22 protein-coding genes are annotated in these 23051 nt (G+C 61.7%); 13 read left to right on the forward strand and 9 right to left on the reverse strand.

Annotated elements, in window-relative coordinates; translation table 11 throughout:
- The first annotated feature begins 51 nt into the window (after positions 1-51).
- From ugpB to AADA15_RS12355, 8 genes are all read left to right on the forward strand, one after another.
- A complete protein-coding gene (gene ugpB, locus AADA15_RS12320; RefSeq protein WP_341641852.1) occupies positions 52-1365 on the forward strand; it encodes a sn-glycerol-3-phosphate ABC transporter substrate-binding protein UgpB in 1314 nt (437 codons plus the stop codon).
- Between the two features lie 83 nt (positions 1366-1448).
- A complete protein-coding gene (gene ugpA / locus AADA15_RS12325) occupies positions 1449-2330 on the forward strand; it encodes a sn-glycerol-3-phosphate ABC transporter permease UgpA (protein ID WP_341641853.1) in 882 nt (293 codons plus the stop codon).
- Positions 2330-3178, forward strand: coding sequence for a sn-glycerol-3-phosphate ABC transporter permease UgpE (gene ugpE, locus AADA15_RS12330; RefSeq protein ID WP_341641854.1), 849 nt, complete (start codon positions 2330-2332; stop codon positions 3176-3178). Before ugpA ends, ugpE begins: the two co-directional genes overlap by 1 nt.
- The gene (locus AADA15_RS12335; RefSeq protein ID WP_341641855.1) at positions 3179-4258 is read left to right on the forward strand and encodes a sn-glycerol-3-phosphate import ATP-binding protein UgpC; all 1080 of its coding nucleotides are present in this window, start codon (positions 3179-3181) and stop codon (positions 4256-4258) included. It begins immediately after the preceding gene.
- Between the two features lie 9 nt (positions 4259-4267).
- Positions 4268-5167, forward strand: a complete 900-nt coding sequence (locus AADA15_RS12340; RefSeq protein WP_341641856.1) for a glycerophosphodiester phosphodiesterase family protein — start codon at positions 4268-4270, stop codon at positions 5165-5167.
- Positions 5167-6060, forward strand: coding sequence for an HAD-IIA family hydrolase (locus AADA15_RS12345; protein WP_341641857.1), 894 nt, complete (start codon positions 5167-5169; stop codon positions 6058-6060). Before AADA15_RS12340 ends, AADA15_RS12345 begins: the two co-directional genes overlap by 1 nt.
- Positions 6061-6106: 46 nt before the next feature.
- Positions 6107-6880 (forward strand): DeoR/GlpR family DNA-binding transcription regulator, encoded by a 774-nt coding sequence (locus AADA15_RS12350; protein WP_341641858.1) that lies wholly within the window; start codon positions 6107-6109, stop codon positions 6878-6880.
- Positions 6881-7072: 192 nt separating this feature from the next.
- The gene (locus AADA15_RS12355; RefSeq protein ID WP_341641859.1) at positions 7073-7681 is read left to right on the forward strand and encodes a VPLPA-CTERM sorting domain-containing protein; all 609 of its coding nucleotides are present in this window, start codon (positions 7073-7075) and stop codon (positions 7679-7681) included.
- Between the two features lie 641 nt (positions 7682-8322).
- Here the strand turns inward: AADA15_RS12355 and AADA15_RS12360 are convergent.
- The 8 genes from AADA15_RS12360 to AADA15_RS12395 form a co-directional block, all read right to left on the reverse strand.
- Positions 8323-9591 carry an ABC transporter permease gene (locus tag AADA15_RS12360; RefSeq protein ID WP_341641860.1) on the reverse strand — a complete coding sequence of 423 codons (1269 nt, stop codon included), beginning with the start codon at positions 9589-9591 and terminating at the stop codon, positions 8323-8325.
- Complete coding sequence (locus AADA15_RS12365) at positions 9588-10508, reverse strand: ABC transporter permease (protein WP_341641861.1); 921 nt, start codon at positions 10506-10508, stop codon at positions 9588-9590. The genes AADA15_RS12360 and AADA15_RS12365 overlap by 4 nt, the downstream gene beginning before the upstream one ends.
- A gap of 12 nt (positions 10509-10520) precedes the next feature.
- Positions 10521-11633 carry an ABC transporter ATP-binding protein gene (locus tag AADA15_RS12370; protein WP_341641862.1) on the reverse strand — a complete coding sequence of 371 codons (1113 nt, stop codon included), beginning with the start codon at positions 11631-11633 and terminating at the stop codon, positions 10521-10523.
- 154 nt (positions 11634-11787) lie between these two features.
- Positions 11788-12912, reverse strand: a complete 1125-nt coding sequence (locus AADA15_RS12375) for an extracellular solute-binding protein (protein ID WP_341641863.1) — start codon at positions 12910-12912, stop codon at positions 11788-11790.
- Positions 12913-12964: 52 nt separating this feature from the next.
- Positions 12965-13204: a hypothetical protein gene (locus AADA15_RS12380; protein ID WP_341641864.1), complete on the reverse strand. Its 240-nt coding sequence runs from the start codon at positions 13202-13204 to the stop codon at positions 12965-12967.
- Positions 13204-14067: an EamA family transporter gene (locus AADA15_RS12385; protein WP_341641865.1), complete on the reverse strand. Its 864-nt coding sequence runs from the start codon at positions 14065-14067 to the stop codon at positions 13204-13206. The genes AADA15_RS12380 and AADA15_RS12385 overlap by 1 nt, the downstream gene beginning before the upstream one ends.
- Before the next feature lie 49 nt (positions 14068-14116).
- The gene (locus AADA15_RS12390; protein WP_341641866.1) at positions 14117-15793 is read right to left on the reverse strand and encodes a Na/Pi cotransporter family protein; all 1677 of its coding nucleotides are present in this window, start codon (positions 15791-15793) and stop codon (positions 14117-14119) included.
- A 12-nt stretch (positions 15794-15805) separates the two neighbouring features.
- The gene (locus AADA15_RS12395; protein WP_341641867.1) at positions 15806-16621 is read right to left on the reverse strand and encodes a DeoR/GlpR family DNA-binding transcription regulator; all 816 of its coding nucleotides are present in this window, start codon (positions 16619-16621) and stop codon (positions 15806-15808) included.
- Positions 16622-16796: 175 nt separating this feature from the next.
- On the opposite strand from AADA15_RS12395, the gene AADA15_RS12400 reads away from it, so the two are divergent.
- Both AADA15_RS12400 and AADA15_RS12405 read left to right on the forward strand, forming a co-directional pair.
- The gene (locus AADA15_RS12400; RefSeq protein WP_341641868.1) at positions 16797-18347 is read left to right on the forward strand and encodes a sulfatase-like hydrolase/transferase; all 1551 of its coding nucleotides are present in this window, start codon (positions 16797-16799) and stop codon (positions 18345-18347) included.
- A 95-nt stretch (positions 18348-18442) separates the two neighbouring features.
- Positions 18443-19699 (forward strand): glycerate kinase type-2 family protein, encoded by a 1257-nt coding sequence (locus tag AADA15_RS12405; RefSeq protein WP_341641869.1) that lies wholly within the window; start codon positions 18443-18445, stop codon positions 19697-19699.
- Here AADA15_RS12405 and hpaR read toward each other — a convergent pair.
- The gene (gene hpaR / locus AADA15_RS12410) at positions 19696-20130 is read right to left on the reverse strand and encodes a homoprotocatechuate degradation operon regulator HpaR (protein WP_341641870.1); all 435 of its coding nucleotides are present in this window, start codon (positions 20128-20130) and stop codon (positions 19696-19698) included. The two genes, AADA15_RS12405 and hpaR, sit on opposite strands and share 4 nt — an antisense overlap.
- A 118-nt stretch (positions 20131-20248) precedes the next feature.
- On the opposite strand from hpaR, the gene AADA15_RS12415 reads away from it, so the two are divergent.
- Genes AADA15_RS12415 through hpaD form a run of 3 tightly spaced genes read left to right on the forward strand, consistent with a single transcriptional unit; the run spans position 20249 to position 23045 of the window.
- Positions 20249-20641 (forward strand): 5-carboxymethyl-2-hydroxymuconate isomerase, encoded by a 393-nt coding sequence (locus AADA15_RS12415; RefSeq protein ID WP_341641871.1) that lies wholly within the window; start codon positions 20249-20251, stop codon positions 20639-20641.
- Positions 20641-22149, forward strand: coding sequence for a 5-carboxymethyl-2-hydroxymuconate semialdehyde dehydrogenase (hpaE, locus tag AADA15_RS12420; RefSeq protein ID WP_341641872.1), 1509 nt, complete (start codon positions 20641-20643; stop codon positions 22147-22149). Before AADA15_RS12415 ends, hpaE begins: the two co-directional genes overlap by 1 nt.
- A 44-nt stretch (positions 22150-22193) precedes the next feature.
- Positions 22194-23045, forward strand: a complete 852-nt coding sequence (gene hpaD / locus AADA15_RS12425; RefSeq protein WP_341641873.1) for a 3,4-dihydroxyphenylacetate 2,3-dioxygenase — start codon at positions 22194-22196, stop codon at positions 23043-23045.
- The last annotated feature ends 6 nt before the right edge of the window (positions 23046-23051 follow it).

A 23051-nucleotide genomic window follows, 5' to 3' on the forward strand; every position in this document is an offset into this window, starting at 1 on the left:
CGGGGACCTGCTGCGGCCGCGATTAACAATCCGCAGCGATAGGAGATGAACATGAAACTCAAATCCATTCTGTCGGCGACCACCGCTTTTGCCATGGTCGGCACCGCCGCATTCGCCGAAAAGGCCGAAGTCCAGTTCTGGCACGCCATGGGCGGTCAGCTCGGTGAGACCGTCAATCAGATGGCTGCCGACTTCAACGCTGGCTCCAATAGCTGCCAGATCAATGCCGTCTACAAAGGCAACTACACCGAGAACATGACCGCAGCCATCGCCGCCTTCCGCGCCGGTGAGCAGCCTCACGTCGTGCAGGTCTTTGAGGTCGGCACCGCCACCATGATGGCCGCCGGTGACAAGGGTGCGATCTACCCGGTCTACAAGCTGATGGAAGATGCAGGCGTGGATTTTGACGCCTCTGCCTATCTGCCGGCCGTGATTTCCTACTACACCGACACCGACAACAACCTCTTGTCGCTGCCGTTCAACTCCTCCACCCCGGTTCTGTGGTACAACAAGACCGCTCTGGACGCCGCCGGTGTTGCCGTTCCGACCACCTGGGACGAAGTTGAGGAAGCCGCCCGCGCCCTGAAGGCCAACGGCGTTGAGAAGCCCTTCTCCTTTGGCTGGCAGTCCTGGTCCAACATCGAGAACTATTCGGCCTGGCACAACCTGCCCATGGGCACTGAGGAAAACGGTTTTGCCTCGCTCAAGACCGAGTTCACCTTCAACAACGACGCGGTCGTGAACCACATCCAGCGCATCGCAGACATGGGCAAGGAAGGCCTGTTCGCCTATGGCGGTCGTCGCGGTGACAGCCGTGGCCAGTTTGTGAACGGCGAAACCGCGCTGTGGATCAACTCCTCGGCCTATTACGGCGGCTTCAAGAACGACATCAAGGACTTCGAATTCGGCCAGACCATGCTGCCGGTTGACACCGCAGTCACGGACAAGCCGCAGAACTCGATCATCGGCGGTGCGACCCTCTGGGTTCTGAACGGTCACGAAGCGCCGGAATACAAGTGTGTTGCCGAATTCTTCCAGTTCGTGTCCTCGCCTGAACAGCAGGCCGCCTGGCACCAGAGCACCGGCTACGTTCCGATCACCAACGCGGCTTACGATCTGTCCAAGGAGCAGGGTTTCTACAACACCGATCCGATGACCGACACCGCGATCAAGCAGCTGTCGATGAACGCACCGACCCCGGCCTCCAAAGGTCTGCGTTTCGGTAACTTCGTGCAGATCCGCGACATCATCAACGAAGAGCTGGAAGCCGTCTGGGCAGGCGACAAAGACGCCAAGACCGCCCTTGACGCCGCTGTCGAGCGCGGCAACGCCCTGCTGCGCAAGTTCGAAAAAGCCAACGACTGATCATCCCCACCTGTTGGCTTTATTGGGAGGTCCCCGTCGGGGCCTCCCCTTTTTGACCACGTCCACCCCAAAGGTTCCTGCCCGTGCAAAAGCGTGTCGTCTTCCGCTCAAAGCTGCTGCCCTACATGTTGGTGCTGCCGCAAATCGCGATCACCGTCGCCTTCTTCTTCTGGCCCTCCTATCAGGCGCTTGAAAGCTCGTTCTTCATTGAGGACGCTTTCGGGTTCTCGCGTGAATGGGTCTGGCTGGAAAACTACTATGAGCTGTTCCGCGATCCGGGCTATCTGAAGTCCTTCCGCACCACGCTGGTCTTTGGCTTTTCGGTGGCCTTCCTGGCCATGGCGATTTCGCTGTTGCTGGCGGTGGCCGCCAACCGGGCGATCAAGGCCGCTACCAGCTATCGCACGCTTCTGATCTGGCCCTATGCGGTCGCCCCTGCGCTGGCCGGTGTGATCTGGTACTTCCTGATGAACCCCTCGCTCGGCATCGTCGCCTACTGGTTGAAGGGCATCGGGGTGGAATGGAACCACTATGTGAACGGCGATCAGGCGCTTTTGCTGGTTGTCGTGGCCGCCGCCTGGAAACAGGTGAGCTACAATTTCCTGTTCTTCCTGGCCGGTCTGCAATCGATCCCGAAATCCCTGATCGAGGCCGCCGCCATTGACCGCGCAGGCCCCATCCGCCGCTTCTGGTCGATCACATTCCCTCTGTTGACGCCGACCACCTTCTTCCTTCTGGTCGTGAACCTCGTCTACGCCTTCTTTGACACCTTCGCCCTGATCCACGCCACCACCGAGGGCGGCCCGGCGGATGCCACCTCGATCCTGGTGTTCCGCGTCTATAACACCGGCTTTATCGGGCAGGACTACGGATCCTCCGCCGCTCAGTCGGTGATCCTGATGGGCATGGTGATCCTGATGACCTTCATCCAATTCCGTTACGTCGAGCGCAAGGTGCAATACTGATGGTCGAAAATCGCCCCATTCTGACGTTCCTCACCCATGCGATCCTGATCGTTGGTGTGTTGTTCCTGTGCTTCCCGGTCTGGATGGCGCTCGTCGCCTCAACCCACGGCCCCGGCGCGCTGTCGCAATCGCCCATCCCCTTGTGGTTCGGCGATCAGGCCTGGGAGAACTACACCCAGCTGCTGTCCGGTGGCCTTCCAGAGGCAGGCGGCGTGCCCATCGGCATGATGATGTTCAACAGCGCGATCATGGCGCTGGTCATCACCTTCGGCAAAATCGTCATCTCGATCCTGTCTGCCTACGCCATCGTCTATTTCCGCTTCCCCTTCCGCATGGGCTTTTTCTGGATGATCTTCGTCACCCTGATGCTGCCCGTCGAAGTGCGGATCCTGCCCACATTCGATGTGGTGGTGAAAATGGGCCTTCTGAACACCTATGCGGGCCTCACCGTGCCGCTGATCGCATCGGCCACGGCAACCTTCCTGTTCCGCCAGTTCTTCCTCACCATCCCCGATGAGCTGGTCGAGGCCGCGCGTATCGACCGCGCAGGGCCGGTCCGCTTCTTCAAGGACATCCTGCTGCCGCTGTCGCGGACCAATATCGCGGCGCTGTTCATCATCCTCTTCATCTACGGCTGGAACCAGTATCTCTGGCCGCTCCTGATCACCACCGACGAAAGCCTCTACACCGTCGTCATGGGCATCCAGCGCATGGTCAACTCGGGCGAGGCGCTGCCGGTCTGGCACTACATCATGGGCACCGCCGTCCTTGCCATGATCCCTCCGGTTCTGGTCGTCGTTCTAATGCAAAAGCTCTTTGTCAAAGGGCTGGTCGAAAGCGAGAAATAAATGGCTACTCTCAACATCAAATCCCTGGGCAAGACCTATCCGGGCGGCGTCACCGCCGTGTCCGACGTGAACGTGGATATCGCGGATGGAGAGTTCATCGTGCTGGTCGGTCCCTCGGGCTGCGGCAAGTCCACCATCCTGCGGATGATCGCGGGCCTCGAAGGCATCACCACCGGCGATCTGCACATCGGAGAGCGCCGCGTGAACAACCTGGAGCCGGGCGATCGCGACATTGCCATGGTGTTCCAGAACTACGCGCTTTACCCGCATATGTCCGTGCGCGGCAACATGGAGTATGGCCTCAAGAACGAGGGCCTGCCCAAGGACCAGATCGCCGAACGCATCACCGAGGCCGCCCGCACCCTGCGCCTTGAGGACTATCTTGACCGCAAGCCCGCACAGCTGTCGGGTGGTCAACGCCAGCGGGTCGCCATGGGCCGCGCCATCGTGCGCGACCCCAAGGTGTTCCTGTTTGACGAACCCCTCTCCAACCTCGACGCCAAGCTGCGCACCCAGCTGCGCGCCGAACTGAAGGCCCTGCACCAGCGTCTTGGCGCCACCTTCATCTACGTGACCCATGATCAGGTCGAAGCCATGAGCCTTGCCGACCGGATCATCATCATGAACGCCGGCCGGGTCGAGCAGATCGGCACGCCCATGGATCTTTACCTGCGCCCCGCCAGCCGGTTCGTCGCCGACTTCATCGGCAGCCCCGCGATGAACGTGGTCGAGGGCACCGTGACCGAGGATCGCCGTGGACTGCTGGTCGATGGCAGCCGGGACATCCGCTTTGCCGGTGAAATCCCTGCAAGCGCAGGCGCTCAGATCGCCATGGGCATCCGCCCCGAACACCTGTCCATGGACGCCTCGGGCGCGGCACAGTTCCATCTGGAGGTCGATTTCGTCGAACAGCTGGGCGCCGACACCGTTGTGCACGGCACTGTCTCGGGCACCTCGGTGCCGCTGGCGGTGCGCCTGTCCGGCGTGCAGCAGCATGGCAGCGGTGAAATGCTTGAACTTGGATGCGCAGCCGATCAGCTGCACCTTTTCGATCTGTCCTCCGGGCAACGTCTGAACTAGGAACGCGCGATGCAACCGCCCAAGATATTTGGCCACCGCGGCGCGCCCGATGTGCTCCCCGAGAACTCGTTGCAGGGCTTTGAGCACACGATTGCCTCTGGCGCAGACGGGATCGAGCTGGACGTTCTGCTGACCCGCGACGGTGTACCTGTCGTCACCCACAATCACCGCCTTCTCGCGGATACAACCCGCGATGCAAGCGGGGCTTTCCTGACCGCGGAAGGTCCCGACGTGCGCAACCTCACCTATGCGGAGCTTTGCGCCTTTGATGTCGGCGGCATCCGCCCCGGATCGGACTATGCCAAGAAACATCCCCAGCAGCAGGAGCTGGCCGACGCCCGCATTCCGCGGCTGTCCGAGGTGCTGGACCTGGTGGCCAAGGCGGATCGGCCCATCGACGTGCTGGTCGAGCTGAAGCACGATCCCGAGGACAGCGCCGAACCGCACCCCGAGGATTTCCTGCGCGCCACCGCAGAAGTGATTGCTGCCACCGGGACGCAGGGCGCCTGCCTGATCCACTCCTTCAACTGGCAGATCCTGACCGCAGCCCGCAAGCTCGCCCCCGAGTTTCGCCGCTCGCACCTGACGATGAGCAAGACCATCCATCCCAGCGGCAACCTCTACGACGGCTCGCCCTGGCTCGATGGTGCCAGCGCAGACCCCGAAACCATGCTGCGCGATCTGGCCGCAATTGGCGCCACCGTCTGGAGCCCCCTCTTCTGGGAAATGACGGCGGATCAACGCGCGCTGGCACGCGACCTTGGCCTGAAGGTCATGGTCTGGACCCTGCGCGGGGACGAGGCCATTCGCAAGGGCCTTGCCGCAGATGTCGACGGGGTGATCACCGACGATCCCGCCATGGCCATACGGCTGCGGCAAGAGATCTTTGGCGCGGAGGTCACAGCGTAATGACCCCCGAAGCGGCCTTTGTCCGATACGAGCAAATCCGCGCCCGCCTGCCCGCCAGCTGTCACAAGGGGCTGGCCGAGCCGGTCGAAGGCCTTCATCAGCTGATGGACCATTCTGAGGCCTTCGTATTTGACGCATACGGGGTTCTGAACGTTGGCGACCGCCCGATCCCGGGTGCCCATGACCGCGTTGCCGAGCTGCGCGCCGCGGGCAAGGCGCTCATGGTGCTCACCAATGCCGCCAGCTTCAACCGCGCCCAGACCACGGAAAAATTCGCCCGCCTCGGCTTTGATTTCGCGGCGGATGAGATCATCTCAAGCCGGGAAGTCTGCGAGACCTGCCTGACCGATATTGCCCCGACAGGCTCCTGGGGCGTGATGGCCCCGCCGGATTTCGATCCCGCAGAGCTGCCGGTTCAGGCAATGGCGCTTGGGGATGACGCAGAAATCTATGACAGCGCCGATGCCTTCCTGCTGCTCAGCACCGCCGACTGGACGGCTGCGCGGCAGTCGCTTCTCGAAGAAAGCCTGGAACGCCGCATCCGCCCGGTGGTGGTCGCCAACCCCGATCTGGTCGCGCCGCGCGAAACCGGGCTGACGCTGGAGCCGGGATACTACGCGCACGCCCTGCAGGACCGCCTTGGCATTACCCCGGTGTTTCATGGCAAGCCCTTTCCCTCGGTTTATGCGGCGGCGCAGGCACGCCTTGGCGGCATAGCGCCGCAGAGGATCACCATGGTTGGCGACACGCTGCACACGGATGTGTTAGGGGCGCAGGCGCAGGGCTGGAACACCGCTCTCATCACAGCGCACGGGTTGTTCGCCGGTCACGATGTTTCAGAGTTCATCGCGCGCAGCGGAATTGCCCCGGACTGGATCGCGCCGTCGATCTGATCCGAACGGGAAAGAACAGGCGGCGACAGCAGGAACGGAAGGCCAAATGAGCGACCTCAACGACCGCCAACGCCAGATCATGGAGCAGCTGCGCGCCTCGGGCCAGCAGTCCATCAACGAATTGGCCAGCGATTTCGGCGTCGCCACACAGACCATTCGCCGCGACATCAATGACCTCTGCGATCAGGGGCTTGCGCGGCGCGTCCATGGCGGTGTGGCGCCGCCCTCGAACCCGCTGAACCTCAACTTCCATGTCCGATCGACCCTCAACGAGGACCGCAAGCGCGCCATCGCCGCGGCGGCGGCAGCGATGATCCCGGAAGGGTCAACCGTGTTATTGGGTATCGGCACCACGGTGCAGTACGTGGCCGAGGCGCTGGTTCAGACGCCGGATATCACCATCGTCACCAACAACCTCGAGGTGGCGCGCCTGATGTGCAACGCGCCCTCCTGCGATGTGCATGTGGTGGCCGGCCAACTGCGCCCCGAGGACCGGGATCTGGTGGGGGCGCAGGTGCTGGAGGGCTACCGCCGCTTTGTGGCGGATTTCGGCGTGATCGGCGCGGGCGCGCTGGACCCCGCGTTTGGCATCCTGGATTTCAAACAGTTCGACGCCGAGGTCAGCAACGCCATCCGTGCCAGCGCCCGGCAGATGCTACTGGTGGCCGATCACAGCAAATGGGGCCGCACCGCCGCCCACCGTGTTGCGGGGTTCGATGCGATGGACCATTTCATCACCGACCGCCTGCCCGAGGGACTGGACTGGTCCGGCCCGCCGGTGACGGTGCCGGGTGACATTGGGCTGAGCCGGGCTGGGTGAGCCTTCGGTTCAATGAGCATCACCCGGAGTATCACTGCAATGCATGTTGGTCCGCTTTGAGCAGGACCGATGCCGTGCCTGGCACCGATGCCCGTGTTCACGCAGCTGACATCAGGGTTTCGCCGAAAAGGTTGACAAAGTGTTAACAACGCGACCTAGTGGCGTGAAGCGAAATTCACAAAGGGAATTCTGATGAAAACACTTGTTCTTTCGGGGCTTTTGGCGGCGCTGGCCTCTGCTTCTCAAAGCGCTGTGATTGCTTATACGTGGGAAGACGGCGGCGATCTCAAGACCGAATACTCAGGATCCCTGGACCTGTCAGGCCTGTCATTTGCTCAGGGATTGACGAAGGTGAACAGCCGCCAGTTCCTACCTAACCGCAATTTCTATTTTAACATGAACAACTACCAAGGGCACTTTGACGCCGCTGTGTCCGTGACTGGCGGTGCCAGTTCAACAGTGCTGTCCAGCTCTTCTTCTGCCGTCGGTCATACGAGTTATTACGGAGACGTATTTGGCTATGGCAATACGTCCAGCTTGTCCCGTGGGGGTGCGGTCTACACGGCGTCTGGGTATGTGAACAATGCTGCGATCAGCGGCGGGTCGACCACCGTCGGGGCAAGTCTTGCGACCTTGGGTCTCTTGGCGCCTGCCACTGTCAACTATACGTGGAGCACGGACAGCATCACACACTATTACGGCATCAAGGCCCCTGCGCCGGTGCCGCTGCCGGCTGGCCTTGCATTGCTTGCGACCGGCCTCGGAGCATTGACCTGGATGCGGCGCCGCAAGAAAGCGTGACCGTCTGACCAGTCCAGACCCTCCGGCAGGCGGTCGGTGATGACATGGCCCAACACTTCGAACCTGGCACGCGGTGTTCAATGCGCGTGAACGCAAACGGCGGGCCAGATGCCCGCCGCGAAGTGTCCAAACTGGTCAGACGGTCACGGTCCCGGGTGGTATTGGCCTCAGAAGGGTTGGGCAAGTGTCTGTCTCAAGATATCTCGGAGTTTCATATTGCTCCGCTTTGAGCCCTTGGTGACGGATGCTGCACTTCACACGAATGGATGCTATACATCGCGAGCACCATATCGTGCTTAGGAGTTTGATTTGACAGCCAACCAGATAGCCCTAATAATTGTTTCAATGTTGGTCTGCCTTCTGGTCGTCGGTCTCGTTCTAGGTTCTAGAAAGCGTCGGAAGAATCAGCCACCAAAGGCACACGGGCCGCATACTCCGGGTGCCGGTTACGATGCCAAAGAGATCGCCCGAAGCAAGGGGAACGGTATGGCAGACGGTGGCGTAGGTTGAACCAAAAGCAGTCGTTGTTTCAATCATATCGAAGGGCAGATTTGTCCGCAAAGCCGACGAGCATGAACAGAAGACATATCCGAAAAGGCGGCCCCGCCAAGGGCCGCCTTTTCAATTTCGTCTAGCCGAGGTCAATCACCACTCAACGTACTCGGGGCAAAGACGTTACCAAAGCCGGAGTTGCTGTTGTCCTCCGCCTCGGGCGCCTTGCTCTCTTCCTCTTCTCCGCCGCCGGTCAGGGCGTTGGGGCTGAACACCCCGCCAAAGCCGGAGTTGTTGCCCGAAGGCGCTGCCTGTGGTTTCGGAGCTGTTTCGGCCTCTTCTGCCGCCTTGCGGGCGGCTTCCTCGGCGCGGCGCTGGCGCAGCTCCTGGATGCGCAGCTCGGTCTCGATGCGCTTTTGCTCCTGTACGTCGGCGATACACTGCGCGGGGCTGTAGACCGTGGCGGTGCCCACCACGACAACCGTGGCGCAGGCCATCACGACCAAGGCAACCGCCGCCCAGTTGGAGCTGAGGAAACCCGGAACGCGCAGTTTGCCGCTTTCGAGTTCCTCGACCGTGGCATCCTTGCGGGCCGCCGCGACCAGATCCTTGCGGCGGATATTGGCCTCGTTGAACAGCGCGGCAAAGACCGTCAACACCACGATGATGAACGCCAGCGCCGAGATCGCGGGCGTGATGCCATAGCGGACCTTTTGCGCCAGTTCGATCGTCAGCGTCGGGTATTCGCCAAAGGTAAAGGTGGTGGTGTTGTAGTTCTCGAAACTCGCAAGGAAGGCCAGCACGGCGGCCGAGGCAATCGCCGGCTTCATGAAGGGCAGCAGCACCTTGCGGAACGCCTGCGCGTGGGTGGCGCCAAGGTCCAGCGCCGCCTCGGTCAGGGCGGTGTCATAACGTTGCAGACGCGCCACCAGAACCAGCATGCAGTAGCTGGCAATGAAGGTGGACTGGCCGATCACCGTCAGGAACAGCCCGTTTGACAGGAAGCTATCGGCGCCAAGGCCCACCATCCGGTTGATCCGATCCCAGAACACCAGCGTCGAGATACCGATGACCACACCGGGGATCAGGATCGGCGCGATTATGATCGTATAGTAGGTCGCGCGCAGTTTCGGCCAGATCTGGGTCAGCATCAGCGCCCCCGCCAGACCCATGGCGACCGACAGCACCACGGTGCCCGCCCCGACCAGGATCGAGTTCTTGATCCCGTTGAGGATCCGCTCGTCCTGGAACAGTGCCGCGAACCACTCGAACGTGAGGCACTCCCAGGGGGTCGCGCGGGGGAACTCGGGGCTGTTGAAGGCGGTGATCGACATGATCACCAGAGGGCCTAGGAGATAGGCAAAGAAGATCGCCAGATAGACCCAGATGCTGACGCGCATGAAGGAGAAAGACTTCATTTGCCGATATCCCCCATGTTGACCTTGAACAGACGCATCACTGCCAGAACCAGCAGGATACAGGTCACCAGCAGCACCACCGCGTAAGCCGCGCCCTGTGGCCAGTCGCTGTTGTCATTGAACTGCTGATAGATCAGCTGCGTGAACCACAAGGACGACGGACCGCCCAGGATCTGCGGCGCCGCCAGCGCACCGGCGGACAGCATGAAAACCATGGTGCAGCCCGAGGAAATGCCGGGTTTGGCATAGGGGATCACCACCCGGCGGTGGATCATCGGCCAGCTTGCGCCCATATCGCGCGCCGCCTCGATCTGGTTGCGATCAAGGCTTTCGATCACGTTGTAGATCGGGAAGATCATCAACAGGATATAAGCATAGCCAAGCCCCGCATAGAGCGCGATGTCGTTGCGGATGAAGTCAAAGGGCGTGTCAAAAATCCCGAGGCCCACCAGCGCAGTGTTCAGAACTCCAGTTTCGCCAAAGATGATCCGCAGGGCAAAGGCGCGCAGGATCTCGTTGATCCAGTAGGGGATGATCAGCATCAGTGCAAAGATGCGGATGTGGTTGCCCTTCGTCTGCGCCAGGTAATAGGCGATCGGATAGCACAGGATCAGGTTGAACAGCGTCACGAACACGGCTGCGATCAGGGTTCGGTAGAACACCCGTAGATCGACGGCGTTATACTCCTGACTTCCGCCTTCGGGGCCAAAGATCAGGTATTTGTAGTTCTCGACCGTGTAGACATCCTTGGGCCCGCCAATCTCCGGCGGGGGCAGGTTGGGCCTAAACGAGAAGTCGAGCATAGACAGCTGCGGCAGGATGATGAGGCCGATGGTCCAAAAGAGGACCAGACCCAGCATCAAAGACCCAATGCCGACGCCGTTGCGATTGAAGAATTCCCTCAAGAAACGAGGCATGATGATCGCCTCCTATTCTGTGGCCAGTTCGCCCGCGGGCAGGGCCACGGCGTTCTGGACATCATATTGCAGGGTCATCGCCTCGCCCTTGTGGCTATCGAACGACTGGCCAAGGTTGGGCAGGGAAACCTTCAGCTCCTTGCCGCCATCACCTTCCATAAAGATGTTGAAGGCATTGCCTTCGAACTCTTCGTTGGTGACGGTCGCGGTGACAAAGTGATCGCCGGTGGCGCCCGCCGGCGCGAGGGCAAAGGCTTCGGGGCGGATGAACAGCATGGCGTCATCTCCGGGCTGCATCTTGCCCTGATTGGCTGTGGAAATCCGCGCCAGCAGGTCACCGGAGCGGTTGGTGGAAATCAGCGCCCTGTCCCCCGAGACCTGCTTGACCTTGCCGCGAAAAACGTTGTTCTCCCCGACGAAAGAGGCCGCAAAGGCGGTAGAGGGGTCATTGTAGACGGTCTTGCCATCGCCGATCTGATCAATGACGCCTGCCCGCATCACCGCGATATTGTCGGACATGGTCAGCGCCTCGCCCTGATCGTGGGTGATGTAGATAAAGGTGATGCCGACCCGCTGCTGGATCTCGCGCAGTTCGGTGCGCATGTGTTGGCGCAGCTTGAGGTCCAGCGCCGACAGAGGTTCATCAAGCAGCAGAACATCCGGCTCGGCGCAGAGGGCACGGGCGATGGCGACGCGCTGGCGCTGACCACCGGACAGTTCCGACGGCAGCTTGTCCCCCTGTCCCGGCAGCGCGATCATATCAAGCAGTTCATCGGCGCGCTTGCGGCGTTCCCTGGCCGAGGCGCCCTTGATCTCCATCGAGAATGTGATGTTCTCCCAGACCTTCATCAGCGGGAACAGCGCGAGGTTCTGAAAGATCAGCGCAGTGGGGCGTTTGTTGGGGCCAATGCCCTTCATGTCGTTGCCGCCGATCAGCACGCGGCCCTCGCTGGGTTCGAGAAACCCCGAGACCGCCCGAAGGATCGTGGTCTTGCCACATCCCGAGGGGCCGAGGAAAGAGAAGAAATCGCCCCCGTTGATCGTCACGTTCGCGTCGCGCACGGCGACGAAATCCCCAAATCGGATCCAGAGTTTCTCCAGATCTACGCCGACCCCAGCAGTCATATGGCCTCTCCCCGAGATGCAACCCACCAGCCCGGTGACACGATGCCAGCCGGTGCCCGCCGCACCCGTTCAATTGATGTTTGCGTCTTGCGCCCCATGGCGCGTGGCTGGCCCCCCGGATGCACCGGGAAGCCAGTTTGGTGTCAGGCGCGGATCAGGCGCTCTTGAACTTGTTGACGAACTCGGTGCGCACGTCGGCGTACCAGGGCGCCTCGGCCGGCCAGGGGTTCAGATTGGCCAGGCTGTCGCCGGGATAGGCTTCGGCGAAGTTCTTTTTGTAGGTGTCGCCCGAGAAGGCATCGGCGCCCAGAACCGGCGAGTTGTAGCCATGGCTGTCGATGGCAACGCCTGCTGGCTCCTTGCGGTAAGCGAACTCGATAAAGGCATAGACCTGCTCGATGTTCTGCGCACCGACCGGCATGGACATGCCGTCGACCCAGGCCATCGCACCTTCGACGGGTGCCTGATAGTGCACCGGCTCGCCTGCGGATTTCAGCGCCAGCGGCGGGCCGTCCCAGGTCTGACCGACCACGACGCCTTCGTTCAGAAGACCGTTCTTCTGAGTGTCCGCATCGTTCCAGATCAGCTTGATCCGGTCCTTGCGCGCCACGCACCAGTCGGTGATCTGGCCCCAGACCTTGCGCATGGTCTCTTCGTCTTCATAGGCGGCCCAGACAGACCCGGGCTCCATCTCGCCCGAGGCTTCCATGTAAAGGCCCGCGCCCAGCATCATCGAATGGGCACGGCCCATGGTCTTGCCGGCATTTTCTTCGCTCCAGACATCACCATAAGAGGGCGCGTCCCCAGCGGGCAGCCATTTGTCGGTGCGGTAGGCAATGCCTTCGGTGCCCCAGATATGCGGCAGCCAGTGCGATCCCTTGCTGTCAAAGTTCCAGGCATCCGTACCGATCTTGGCCATCGCCGGGTTTACCGCATCGATGTTGACCTTGTTCATGTCGAAGGGCTGCAAGAGCTCCAGCGGCCCCCACTGCAGCGAGCGGTTGTTGGTCGGGGAGACGATGTCAAAGCCCTGACCCTTGGTCGCTTTCATCTTGTTGATGATTTCCTCGTTCGAGCCGATCCCGGTGTAATTCACCTTGATGCCGGTTTCGGCTTCAAAAGCCTCCAGGAAAGAGGGCGGCAGGTAATCCGACCACATCAGGATGTTGACTTCACCCGAGGAGGCCAGCGCGCTTTTGGAATAGAGCGGAGCCGCCAGCGCCGCCGCGCCGGCCGACTTCAGCACAGAGCGCCGGGTCAGGTTGTGTTTTGCAGTCATGGTTTGGTGTCTCCCTATAGGACTATTGATCGTTTTTTTTATTTTCGTTGTCTTACGTAACAAAAGCTTGCGGGCGCTCCGCCTCAGCCGACAGTGACAGTTTCAAAAATTGATAAGGCCAGAATGTCGCACCATGGCGGCCGGATCGGTCCAGAAGCGCCTGAAAGCTCAGGTTTGCCTTGATCTTAATGCGCCACAGCACAGCCGTGACGACACGCAGTTTGCGCCCCGCTCTGGCCTGCGTCAACGCTGCTGCCCGCAGATTGGGCACCGATGACGCGATGATAGCCATCACAAAGACGTTCCGATCAGGGCAACACCCCCTGCCATCAGCACCGCCGCGCCAAGGCGGCGCATCCAGTTACCCTCTTTCAGGAAAACGAATCCGATGAGTGCTGCAAAAATGACCGAGGTCTCCCGCAGGGCAGAGACCGCACCGAGGGGGGCGAAATTCTTGGCGTATAGAACCAGACCGTAGGCAGCCATCGACACCAACCCGCCGCCGATGCCGATCATCCAGGTTCGGGGCCGCAGCGCGCCGAGGCTTTTCCTTTTGCGCATCCCGATAAAGAGCATCACAAAGACATGCAGAAAGGCCCCCCAGGCCCAGTAGCTGAGTGTATTGCCCGACAGACGCACGCCAAGACCATCAATCAGCGAATAGGCGGAAATGCAAAAGCCCGTCCCTACGGCATAGCCCAGCGCCGCACGCCCCGCGCCCGGATTGGCCCCGGATCCAAAGCCTGCGCGCAGGGCCTGCCAACTGCTGAGCTGGATGCCGCATGCGATCAGGGCAATACCGCCCCAGGCCTGCAGCGGCAGAACCTCCCCGACAAAGAGCAGAGCCCAGATCGCCACAAGCGCCGGGACGATGCCGCGCGCGATGGGGTAGACGAGGCTTAGGTCTCCGTGCTCATAGGCGCGCCCCAGCATGTAGAAGTATCCAAAATGCACGAGGGTCGATGAGAACACATAAGGCAGGCTCTCGGGCGCGGGCAGCGGCAGCAGCAGCACCATTGCAATGCCCGGAATGACATGGCCCAGCGCCACCAGCCCAAGCATGGTGGTGCGATCCGCCGCCGTTTTGACGATGGCGTTCCACACCGCATGCAGCATGGCTGCGGACAGAACGATCAGGATAACGAAGGTACTCACAGTCGCTCTGCGCCTTTCTGAATGGAAACCCTTCCCACCAGCCGCACGGTCAATTCACAGCCTCGGGCGGCATTTCCTGAATCAGCCGGGTCTCCAGCAACTGCCCGTTTTGATACAGAACCGGATAGGACACCGCCGCGATATGGCTGTTGAACTCCCGCAAGGCACGCAGGGTTTCCAGATGGATATCAGAGGACTCAAAACTCTCCGATACACCGCCCTGCAGGCGTTTGAGGTGGCGTTTGCGGCTTTCGCGCTCCATCCGTTTCACCTCGGTCTTTTCCAGGTTGAGCAGGCGCGCGCTTTCCAGATCGTCCGAAATCAGCACGTTCGATGCCAGCCGCAGATTGGCCATGATCGCCTCATGCATGCGCGTGATTTCCCCCCAGCCATCCTTCGAGAATTTCAGACCCTTCTTGTTTTTCTCGCCCGCAAGCGCGGCCAGACGCGCTGCGGCCACATCGCCTGCAGTTTCCAGACGGATCGCGTATTCCACCATGTCGCGCGCGGTTCTCAGCTCGCCCTTGCTGAAGGCACCCTCGGGGATGCCCGCCACATAGGCGCGTATGCCGGAAAGGCAGGCGTTGACCTCATGATCAAGCGCCTGAACCGCCTTGATCTGGCCTGTATTCCCGCCGCGATACAGATCCGGAACAGGCCGGAACATGGTGTCGATCAGGTCGATCATGCGCAACAGCTCGCGCTTGAGGTTGGAGATCGCAAGGGTCGGCGAGGCATAGTCGCCGGGCACCAGCGCAGAGGCCGGGCGTGTTGGCACCTGAGCCTCCCCTGCACCGGTTTCCGGCAGCAAACGGACCATCAGCGCCTGCACCGGACGGCACAATGGCAGGGCCACCAGCAACAGGGAGGTATTGAAGGCCAGATGGGCATAGACCAGCATCTGCCCGCCTTGCGGATCCCCAATGAGCCCCTGCCGGAGGGCAAAGTTCGCCCCGAAAAGGCAGAGGATTGCCCAAGCGCCGCGCAGGCCAAGATTGGCGAATGGGATGCGGCGGGCGCGGATCGCCATGCCCCGGCTAAGCCAGACGGGGATGAATCCCGAGCCAAAGTTCGCGCCCAGCACCAGCGACAGCCCCGCCGCGAATGGCAATGCATCGATCTGCACCAGGGTCACGCACATCAGGATCGCCGCCACGGACGAGTGCATCACAAAGGCCAGCGCCCCGCCCACAAGAAAGGCCGTGATATAGTCCCGCGCCAGATAGCCCGCGATCGCAGGCAGAAAGGCACTGTCACGGATGGGATCCATCGCCTCGCGCAGGAACCGCAGGGAGATGAGGATAAAGGCAATACCAAGGATAATGCGCCCCAATTGGCGCGGCTTCTTGGCCTCGGTTTTGACAAACAGGTAGCCGCCAACGGCCAATAGCATCGGCACCAGCCAGTCCAACCGAAAGGACAACGCCTGAACGATCAGCGCCGAACCAAGGTCTCCGCCCAGGACAATGGCAAGGCCCATGGGAAAGGTCAGATAACCGCTCGCGGCGAATCCCGTCACCAACAAGGCGACGGCTGCCGAACTTTGCAGCACCAGCGCCAGACCGATGCCCGCGGTTGCACCCTGAAACTGGCTGTCTGCCCCCGTCAGCAGCCGCTGAAACGAGGCGCCATAGCTGCGCTCGATCCCGGTGCGCACCATCCGCACCGCAAACAGCAGCAGCATTGTTGCGCCCATCAGGCTGGTCAGGAAGGTCAGAATTGCCATCTACGTCTCCGATTATTGGTCTTGGTCAGCCGGAAGGTCTGCGATCGCGGCAGCGATGTCCCAGTCCCCCAGCGCCTTGGCCAGTTTCTTGCCCGGCAGCTGATCGCTCACGAGAACGTCCAGTTGATGCGGTTCTGGTCCCCGGTGTGGTGCGGTCTTGCCAAACTTGCCGTGGTCCAGCACCAGCATCACGGTTTCGGCCGCATCGGCGATCACCTGCGCAAGCTGGGCTTCGGGGGCATTCTGAAACAGAACCCCATGCTTGGCCGAAAAGGCATCCGCCGACAGAATCGCGACATCAAAGGCGAACTGCTGCGCCTGTTGTTCGGCCACCGGCCCAAAGGTGCCGCGCTCGTCGCTTTGCATCTCTCCGCCGAGCAGATGCACGCGGTTGCCATTGTGGCTCGCCAGCGTCTGGGCGACGCCGATGGAGTTTGTGACCACCGTCAGATCGCGCCTCTGCCTCAGGGCTTCGGCCACGAATGCGGTTGTCGAACCGACATCCAGAAAGACCGTCGCGCCATCCGGCACCCTGCCCGCAGCGACCTCGGCAATGCGCTGTTTCTCCGGCGCGTTTTTCGTGATCCGGCGAAAGAAACTGGTGCCCGAGGCCCCGCCCGCCAGATGTGCGCCGCCGTGGACACGCTCCACCAGACCGCCCTTGGCCAGCGCCTTGATCGTGCGCCGCACGGTTTCCTCGGACACGTTCAGCACCTGCGCCAGTTCGCCGCTGCGTCCAGAGCCGCCAAGACGACGCAGCGCATCGACGAGTTCTTCCTCGCGGCGGGAGAGGTTTGTGGAAGAAGAGGACACGAAATCGTCAGTCACATCCAGAGGCCAGACACAAAAGTTAGCACTAACATGACCGATTTTCCCACAGATTGCCACTCACATTCACACAAAACGGTCACTCGTCACAGAATTCTGTTGTCAAGAAAACGCTTCCCAAGGCTGACGCGGCAGGCTTATCTGGCACCGAAGAGAGGCGGAGGAGACAAACGCCATGACCGCAGAGCGCAAGAATGTTCTGTTCATTCTTATCGACCAGCTGCGGGCCGATTGCCTGAGCGGGGCGTTGGCTGCCCACGTGGACCTTCCCAATCTGCACACCTTTATGGACACCGCCGTCACCTTCGAGCGGAACTACACCGTGGTGAACCCCTGCGGGCCATCGCGCGCCTCGATCCTGACCGGACAATATGCGATGAACCACCGCTCGGTCCGCAATGGAACGCCCCTGCGCCATGACGCCCCGACGCTGGCGGGTGAGATGCGCAAAAGCGGCTACCTGCCGATGCTGTTCGGCTATACCGACACCTCCCGTGATCCGCGCGTGCATCACCCGAATGATCCGGCGGTCCAGACATATGAATACCACATGGCGGATTTTCACGAGATGCTGGAGATGCGGCTTGAGATGTCCTATCCGTGGAGGTCTCATCTGCTGAACAGGGGCTACAGGTTCGACGACTACTGGGATCTTTACAAACCCGTCTCATCCACGGGCGGCACGCCGCGCCTCAATGATCCCGCGCCCTACCGGGCCGAAGACAGCGACACCGCCTTTCTGACAGATCGTTTCCTTGCCACGATGCCCGCCTACGGCGACCAAAGCTGGTTCGCGCATCTCACCTACATTCGCCCGCATCCGCCGCTGGTGGCCCCGGCCCCCTACAATGCCATGTATGACCCCGCCGCGCTGCCCCTGCCCACACGGCTGGCAGATGCGCAGGCCGAACGCGCGATGCATCCCTTCTTTGGGCCGATGATGGACGCGATCACACCGGCCTCGACCGTTCTGGGCTTTCCTGAGCTGGAGGCCAGCGACGAAGCGGTTCAGACCCTGCGCGCACTCTACCTTGGACTTGCCAGCGAGGTGGACACCCATATCGGGCGCGTGCTGAAGTTTCTGAAGGACAGCGGTCAGGAGGAAGACACCCTCGTGATCATCAGCGCCGACCATGGCGAGATGCTGGGCGACCGGCACAGCTGGGGCAAATTCTCGGTCTATGATGCGGCTTACAAGACACCCCTGATGATCCGCCTGCCCGGCAATGAGGCCCGCGCGGGCAGCCGGGTGACGGACATCACCGAATCCATCGACCTGACCCCAACCATTCTGGAATGGGTTGGGCAAGAGATCCCCAACGCGATGGATGGCGCCTCGCTCTTGCCTCTTCTGCGCGGAGATCGTCCTGCGGGCTGGCGCGGCTATTCCTATTCGGAACTGGACTTTGCCCAGCCGGAAGAAGCCGATGCCTTGCCGGGTCTGGATCTGTCGAATTCCTCCCTTGCCATTCTGCGGGACGACCGTTTCACACTGGTGGAGTTCGCCGCCGATCTGCCGCCCCTCCTGTTCGATCACCACGGCGAGGGCGAGATGGAGAATGTGGCAAAGGACCCCGCCATGCAGGCAGACCTTGCCCGCCTCACCCGCACAATGCTGCGCCACCGAATGAGGAACGCCGACCACACACTGTCACTTGATCAGATCACGACAGAGGGCCCACGCAAGTTCGCGCGCCCCCGCCCCATGGCCCAGCTCAAAGGTTGACGCAGCCCTTGGGTTTCGGGCAGAAGACCCCGCAAGTTTAGCGATAACATGAACGAGCGCGCCGCACAGCGCAGCGCCAGACGGGGACATGAACCATGAGTGACCTTCGAAAGACCGCGCTTGCGCTGTTTTCCGCCGCCGTCGACCGCGCCGATCCGGCCCGAGCGCTGCGCCAGCAGTTGGTCGCGGCACCTCTGCCGCCCTTGCCGCAAGGCGGTCGCACCCTGGTCCTCGCGGTGGGCAAGGCGGCCATCCCGATGATGCGCGAGGCGCTGGAGCATATCCCCGAACCGCGCGCGGCCCTTGTGGTGACAAACCCGGAAAACCTCTGCAACCTGCCCGGCGCCAAGGTCATGGCGGGCAGCCATCCCGTGCCGGATGAAGCCAGCGCAACCGCTGGGCGCGCTGTGATGGATTTCCTTTCACAGGCGGCGCCACAGGACCGGGTCATCGCGCTGATCTCGGGCGGGGGGTCGGCCCTGATGGTCGCCCCCGCGCCGGGGCTGACATTGGCGGACAAATCCGAGGTCGGCCGCCTGCTGCTGGCCTCGGGACTTGAGATCAACGAGATGAACCTGATCCGTCAGCAGCTTTCGGACCTCAAGGGCGGCGGGCTCTTGCGCCACGCGGCGCCTGCCCCGGTCACCGCATACATCCTGTCCGACGTGATCGGCGACGATCTGCGCGCCATCGCATCCGGGCCAACAGTGTCGCCCATCGGCACAAAGGCCGAGGCCCGCGCGGTGATGGAGCGCGCGGCGATCTGGGCAGACGCACCCGAAGCGGTCAGGGCGCACCTGTCCCTGCCCGAGGATGATATCGCGCTGCCAGAAGCAGAAAACATCCTGATCGGATCGAACCGCCACAGCCTGTCCGCAATGAAGGACGCAGCAAGCGGATGGGAGGCGCAGATTGTCAGCGACCACCTGACCGGCGACGTGGCCGAGGCCGCGCAAACCGTTCTGGATGCTGCCAGCAACGCCCCAAGTGACAAGCCAGTTGCGCTGATCTTTGGCGGGGAAACCACAGTGCGCCTGAATGGAACGGGCCTTGGCGGACGCAATCAGGAACTGGCCCTGCGGGTGGCGCGGCTGGGCGCCAAGCGGCTCGGCGGCGACTGGATCTTCCTGTCTGGCGGAACCGACGGGCGTGACGGCCCCACCGATGCCGCCGGCGGTATCGTCGGGCCAGACACTTGGCAGGCCATTTACGATGCAGGTCAGGATCCCGAGGCTCTTTTGGCCAATAACGACAGCTACGCCGCCCTTGAGGCCGCCGATGCCCTGGTCATGACCGGGGGCACCGGCACCAATGTGGCAGACGTTCAGGTCTTTTTGCGCAAACCGGATTAAAGATCGATCCGGTCCAGATCGTTCAAAAGATCAAGGAGCGCCTCGTAGCGCTCTTCGCCCATCTTCTGGCGGGTTCGCTCGACCAGAGCCATGCTGGCCTCGATATTGTCGTCGATGATTTGTTCACCGGCAGCCGTGATCGTCACAACCTGGCGACGGCGATCAACCGAATCGCGGCTCCGGCTGATCAGCTCTTTCTCTTCCAGCTTTTGAAGAATACGCGTGAGGCTCGGCAAAAGCAGGCAGGCCTCTTCCGAGATCTGGGTCGGGTCGGTTGGCCCGCTTTCCTGCACGACGCGCAAGACACGCCATTGCTGTTCGGTCAGATTTGAGTCGCTCAGGAGCGCCCGGATCGGCCCCATAACCCGTTCGCGCGCCCGCAGAAGGGCGATCGGCAGAGAGCGGTTGGTCGATGGCAAAGTTCTGGTCATGGATGTTTATCACCTTAAACACCCGTTGAGTGCAATTGCATTGCGCGCCTTGCGCACGCGGGTTGACGCTGCCCCCTCCATTTGTTACACATGTTAATTAATTGAAGGAGCGCATCCGATGCCCCATATCACGGTCGACTATTCACGGAATGTCGAAGGCTATGCCGATATCGCGGGATTGTGCGATGCTCTGCGACTGGCCGCCGCCAGGACCGGCGCACTGCCTTTGGCGGGCATCCGGGTGCGGGCCTTTGCGGCTTCCCATGTGTCGATTGCCGATGGCGATCCAAAGCATGGCTACGTGGATATCGCCGTGCGCCTGCGCGGCGGGCGTGACCTTGAGACACGCAAACGCGCCACGGCAGAGATTTTCGAGGCTGCGCGCAGATATCTGGAGCCCGCGATGCAGAGCCATTCCCTCGCGCTGTCGTTCGAGATGCGCGACATCGACCCCGACCTTTCCCCCAAATGCGGCACCATCCGCGACCACATGAAGAAGGCAGAGCAGTGATGAGCGATCTGGCCAGCAATATCGAAAAACTCAGCAGCTATCTGGCGCGCTTCAAGGACACCGGTATCCAGAACCGCATCGCCGGGCAGGACACGGCTGGCGCAGGCGGGGTGTTCCAGTCGACCTCTCCGGTGGACAAGAGCGTGATCTGCGACGTGGCCCGCAGCACCGAAAGCGACGTGGACCAGGCCGCCGCCGCTGCCAAGGCTGCTTTCCCCGCATGGCGCGACATGCCCGCCACCGAACGGCGCAAGATCCTGCTGCGTATTGCCGATGCGATCGAGGCGCGCGCCGAAGAAATCGCCCTGTGCGAATGCTGGGACACCGGCCAGACCCTGCGTTTCATGTCCAAGGCGGCCCTGCGCGGGGCGGAGAACTTTCGCTATTTCGCCGATCAGGTGGTTCAGGCCCGCGATGGCCAGCACCTGAAATCGCCAACCCTGATGAACATCACCACCCGCGTGCCGATTGGCCCGGTGGGGGTGATCACGCCCTGGAACACACCCTTCATGCTGTCCACCTGGAAGATTGCGCCTGCGCTGGCGGCGGGTTGCACCGTGGTGCACAAACCGGCCGAGGATTCGCCGCTGACCGCGCGCCTGCTGGTCGAGATCGCCGAAGAGGCGGGCCTTCCGCCGGGGGTCCTCAACACCGTCAACGGCTACGGCGAAGACGCAGGAAAACGCCTGACCGAACATCCCGACATCAGGGCCATCGCCTTTGTCGGAGAAAGCCGCACCGGGTCTCTCATCACCAAACAGGGCGCAGACACGCTGAAACGGGTGCATCTGGAGCTGGGCGGCAAGAACCCGGTGATCGTCTTTGACGACGCCGATCTGGACCGCGCACTGGATGCGGTGATCTTCATGATCTATTCGATCAATGGCGAACGCTGCACGTCCTCCTCGCGCCTTTTGGTGCAGGACAGCATTCGCGAAGAGTTCGAGGCCAGGCTGGTCGAGCGCGTGAACCGGATCAAGGTCGGTCACCCGCTGGATCCCGCCAGCGAGATCGGTCCGCTGATCAGTAAAACACACTATGACAAGGTGACCTCGTACTTCGACATCGCCCGCGAAGATGGCGCCACCATCGCGGCCGGTGGTGAGGCCATCGGGGATGAGGGCTATTTCATCCGACCCACCCTGTTCACCGGCGCGGACAACCAGATGCGCATCGCACGGGAGGAAATCTTTGGCCCGGTGCTGACCTCGATCCCGTTCACGACCGAGGACGAAGCGCTGGAGATCGCCAATGACACCCAATACGGGCTGACCGGCTATGTCTGGACCAATGATCTGACCCGCGCGCTGCGCTTTACCGACCGGCTGGAGGCGGGGATGATCTGGGTGAACAGCGAAAACGTGCGCCACCTGCCCACCCCCTTTGGCGGGGTCAAGGCTTCCGGCATTGGCCGCGACGGCGGCGACTGGAGCTTCGAGTTCTATATGGAGCAGAAACACATCGGTTTCGCCACCGGCCAGCACAAGATCACGCGCCTCGGCGCCTGATCGCCCTTTCGGAAACGCGCACAACCTTTCGGGAGGAGAGACCCATGGGAGAGATCGTTCTCGCCGCCAAGATGACCCACGTGCCCACCATGCTCATGTCCGAGCAGGAGGGTCCCATCAAGGGCACCCGCCAGCCCGCGATCGACGGACACTATGAGATCGCCCGCCGCGCCAAGGCGCTTGGTGCCGATACCGTGGTGATCTGCGACACCCATTGGGTGATCAACGCGGGCTTTCACATCAACGCCAACAAACGTTTCGAGGGGCTGTTCACCTCGAACGAGTTCCCGCAGTTTATCCAGAACCTGCCTTATGCCTATGACGGCAACCCCGGGCTGGGTGATGCGATTGCCAAGGAAGCCTCGGACCGGGGTGCCTATACGCTGGCGCATCATCTGGACAGTCTGGAACTGGAGTATGGAACCCTTGTGCCGATGCGTTTCATGAGCCGCGAGCACGACATGAAGGTCGTCTCTGTCGCGGCCTGGGCCACGGTGCATGGCCACGACGAAAGCCGCATTGTAGGTCAGGCGATCCGCGCCGCCGTGGAGGACTCAAACAGCAAGGTGCTGCTGGTCGCCTCTGGCTCACTCTCGCACAAGATCTGGGCCAACAAGGATTACGCCGCCAACAATGGCACCTTCACCATCAGTTCCGAGTTCAATCGCCAGATGGACCTGCATGTGCTGGAGATGTGGAAAAACGGCGATCACGCGACCTTCCTGAAAATGCTTGGCGAATACGCCCAGTTCTGCTGCGGCGAAGGGTCGATGCACGACACGGCGATGCTCTATGGCGCGCTGGGATGGGATGACTATGATGGCAAATGCGAGGTGGTGACGCCCTATTTCCCCAGCTCCGGCACCGGCCAGACAAATGTGATTTTCCCGGTCTGAGCACCG

The organism is Phycobacter sedimenti, from assembly GCF_038148855.1.
In the GTDB taxonomy this organism is placed as follows: domain Bacteria; phylum Pseudomonadota; class Alphaproteobacteria; order Rhodobacterales; family Rhodobacteraceae; genus Phycobacter; species Phycobacter sedimenti.

Bases quoted from the DNA above. Each gene is read 5' to 3' on its own strand.
- ugpB (WP_341641852.1), top strand. From the start codon at position 52: ATGAAACTCAAATCCATTCTGTCGGCGACCACCGCTTTTGCCATGGTC.
- ugpE (WP_341641854.1), top strand. From the start codon at position 2,330: ATGGTCGAAAATCGCCCCATTCTGACGTTCCTCACCCATGCGATCCTG.
- AADA15_RS12335 (WP_341641855.1), top strand. From the start codon at position 3,179: ATGGCTACTCTCAACATCAAATCCCTGGGCAAGACCTATCCGGGCGGC.
- AADA15_RS12340 (WP_341641856.1), top strand. From the start codon at position 4,268: ATGCAACCGCCCAAGATATTTGGCCACCGCGGCGCGCCCGATGTGCTC.
- AADA15_RS12345 (WP_341641857.1), top strand. From the start codon at position 5,167: ATGACCCCCGAAGCGGCCTTTGTCCGATACGAGCAAATCCGCGCCCGC.
- AADA15_RS12350 (WP_341641858.1), top strand. From the start codon at position 6,107: ATGAGCGACCTCAACGACCGCCAACGCCAGATCATGGAGCAGCTGCGC.
- AADA15_RS12355 (WP_341641859.1), top strand. From the start codon at position 7,073: ATGAAAACACTTGTTCTTTCGGGGCTTTTGGCGGCGCTGGCCTCTGCT.
- AADA15_RS12360 (WP_341641860.1), bottom strand. From the start codon at position 9,591: ATGAAGTCTTTCTCCTTCATGCGCGTCAGCATCTGGGTCTATCTGGCG.
- AADA15_RS12365 (WP_341641861.1), bottom strand. From the start codon at position 10,508: ATGCCTCGTTTCTTGAGGGAATTCTTCAATCGCAACGGCGTCGGCATT.
- AADA15_RS12370 (WP_341641862.1), bottom strand. From the start codon at position 11,633: ATGACTGCTGGGGTCGGCGTAGATCTGGAGAAACTCTGGATCCGATTT.
- AADA15_RS12375 (WP_341641863.1), bottom strand. From the start codon at position 12,912: ATGACTGCAAAACACAACCTGACCCGGCGCTCTGTGCTGAAGTCGGCC.
- AADA15_RS12380 (WP_341641864.1), bottom strand. From the start codon at position 13,204: ATGGCTATCATCGCGTCATCGGTGCCCAATCTGCGGGCAGCAGCGTTG.
- AADA15_RS12390 (WP_341641866.1), bottom strand. From the start codon at position 15,793: ATGGCAATTCTGACCTTCCTGACCAGCCTGATGGGCGCAACAATGCTG.
- AADA15_RS12400 (WP_341641868.1), top strand. From the start codon at position 16,797: ATGACCGCAGAGCGCAAGAATGTTCTGTTCATTCTTATCGACCAGCTG.
- AADA15_RS12405 (WP_341641869.1), top strand. From the start codon at position 18,443: ATGAGTGACCTTCGAAAGACCGCGCTTGCGCTGTTTTCCGCCGCCGTC.
- hpaR (WP_341641870.1), bottom strand. From the start codon at position 20,130: ATGACCAGAACTTTGCCATCGACCAACCGCTCTCTGCCGATCGCCCTT.
- AADA15_RS12415 (WP_341641871.1), top strand. From the start codon at position 20,249: ATGCCCCATATCACGGTCGACTATTCACGGAATGTCGAAGGCTATGCC.
- hpaE (WP_341641872.1), top strand. From the start codon at position 20,641: ATGAGCGATCTGGCCAGCAATATCGAAAAACTCAGCAGCTATCTGGCG.
- hpaD (WP_341641873.1), top strand. From the start codon at position 22,194: ATGGGAGAGATCGTTCTCGCCGCCAAGATGACCCACGTGCCCACCATG.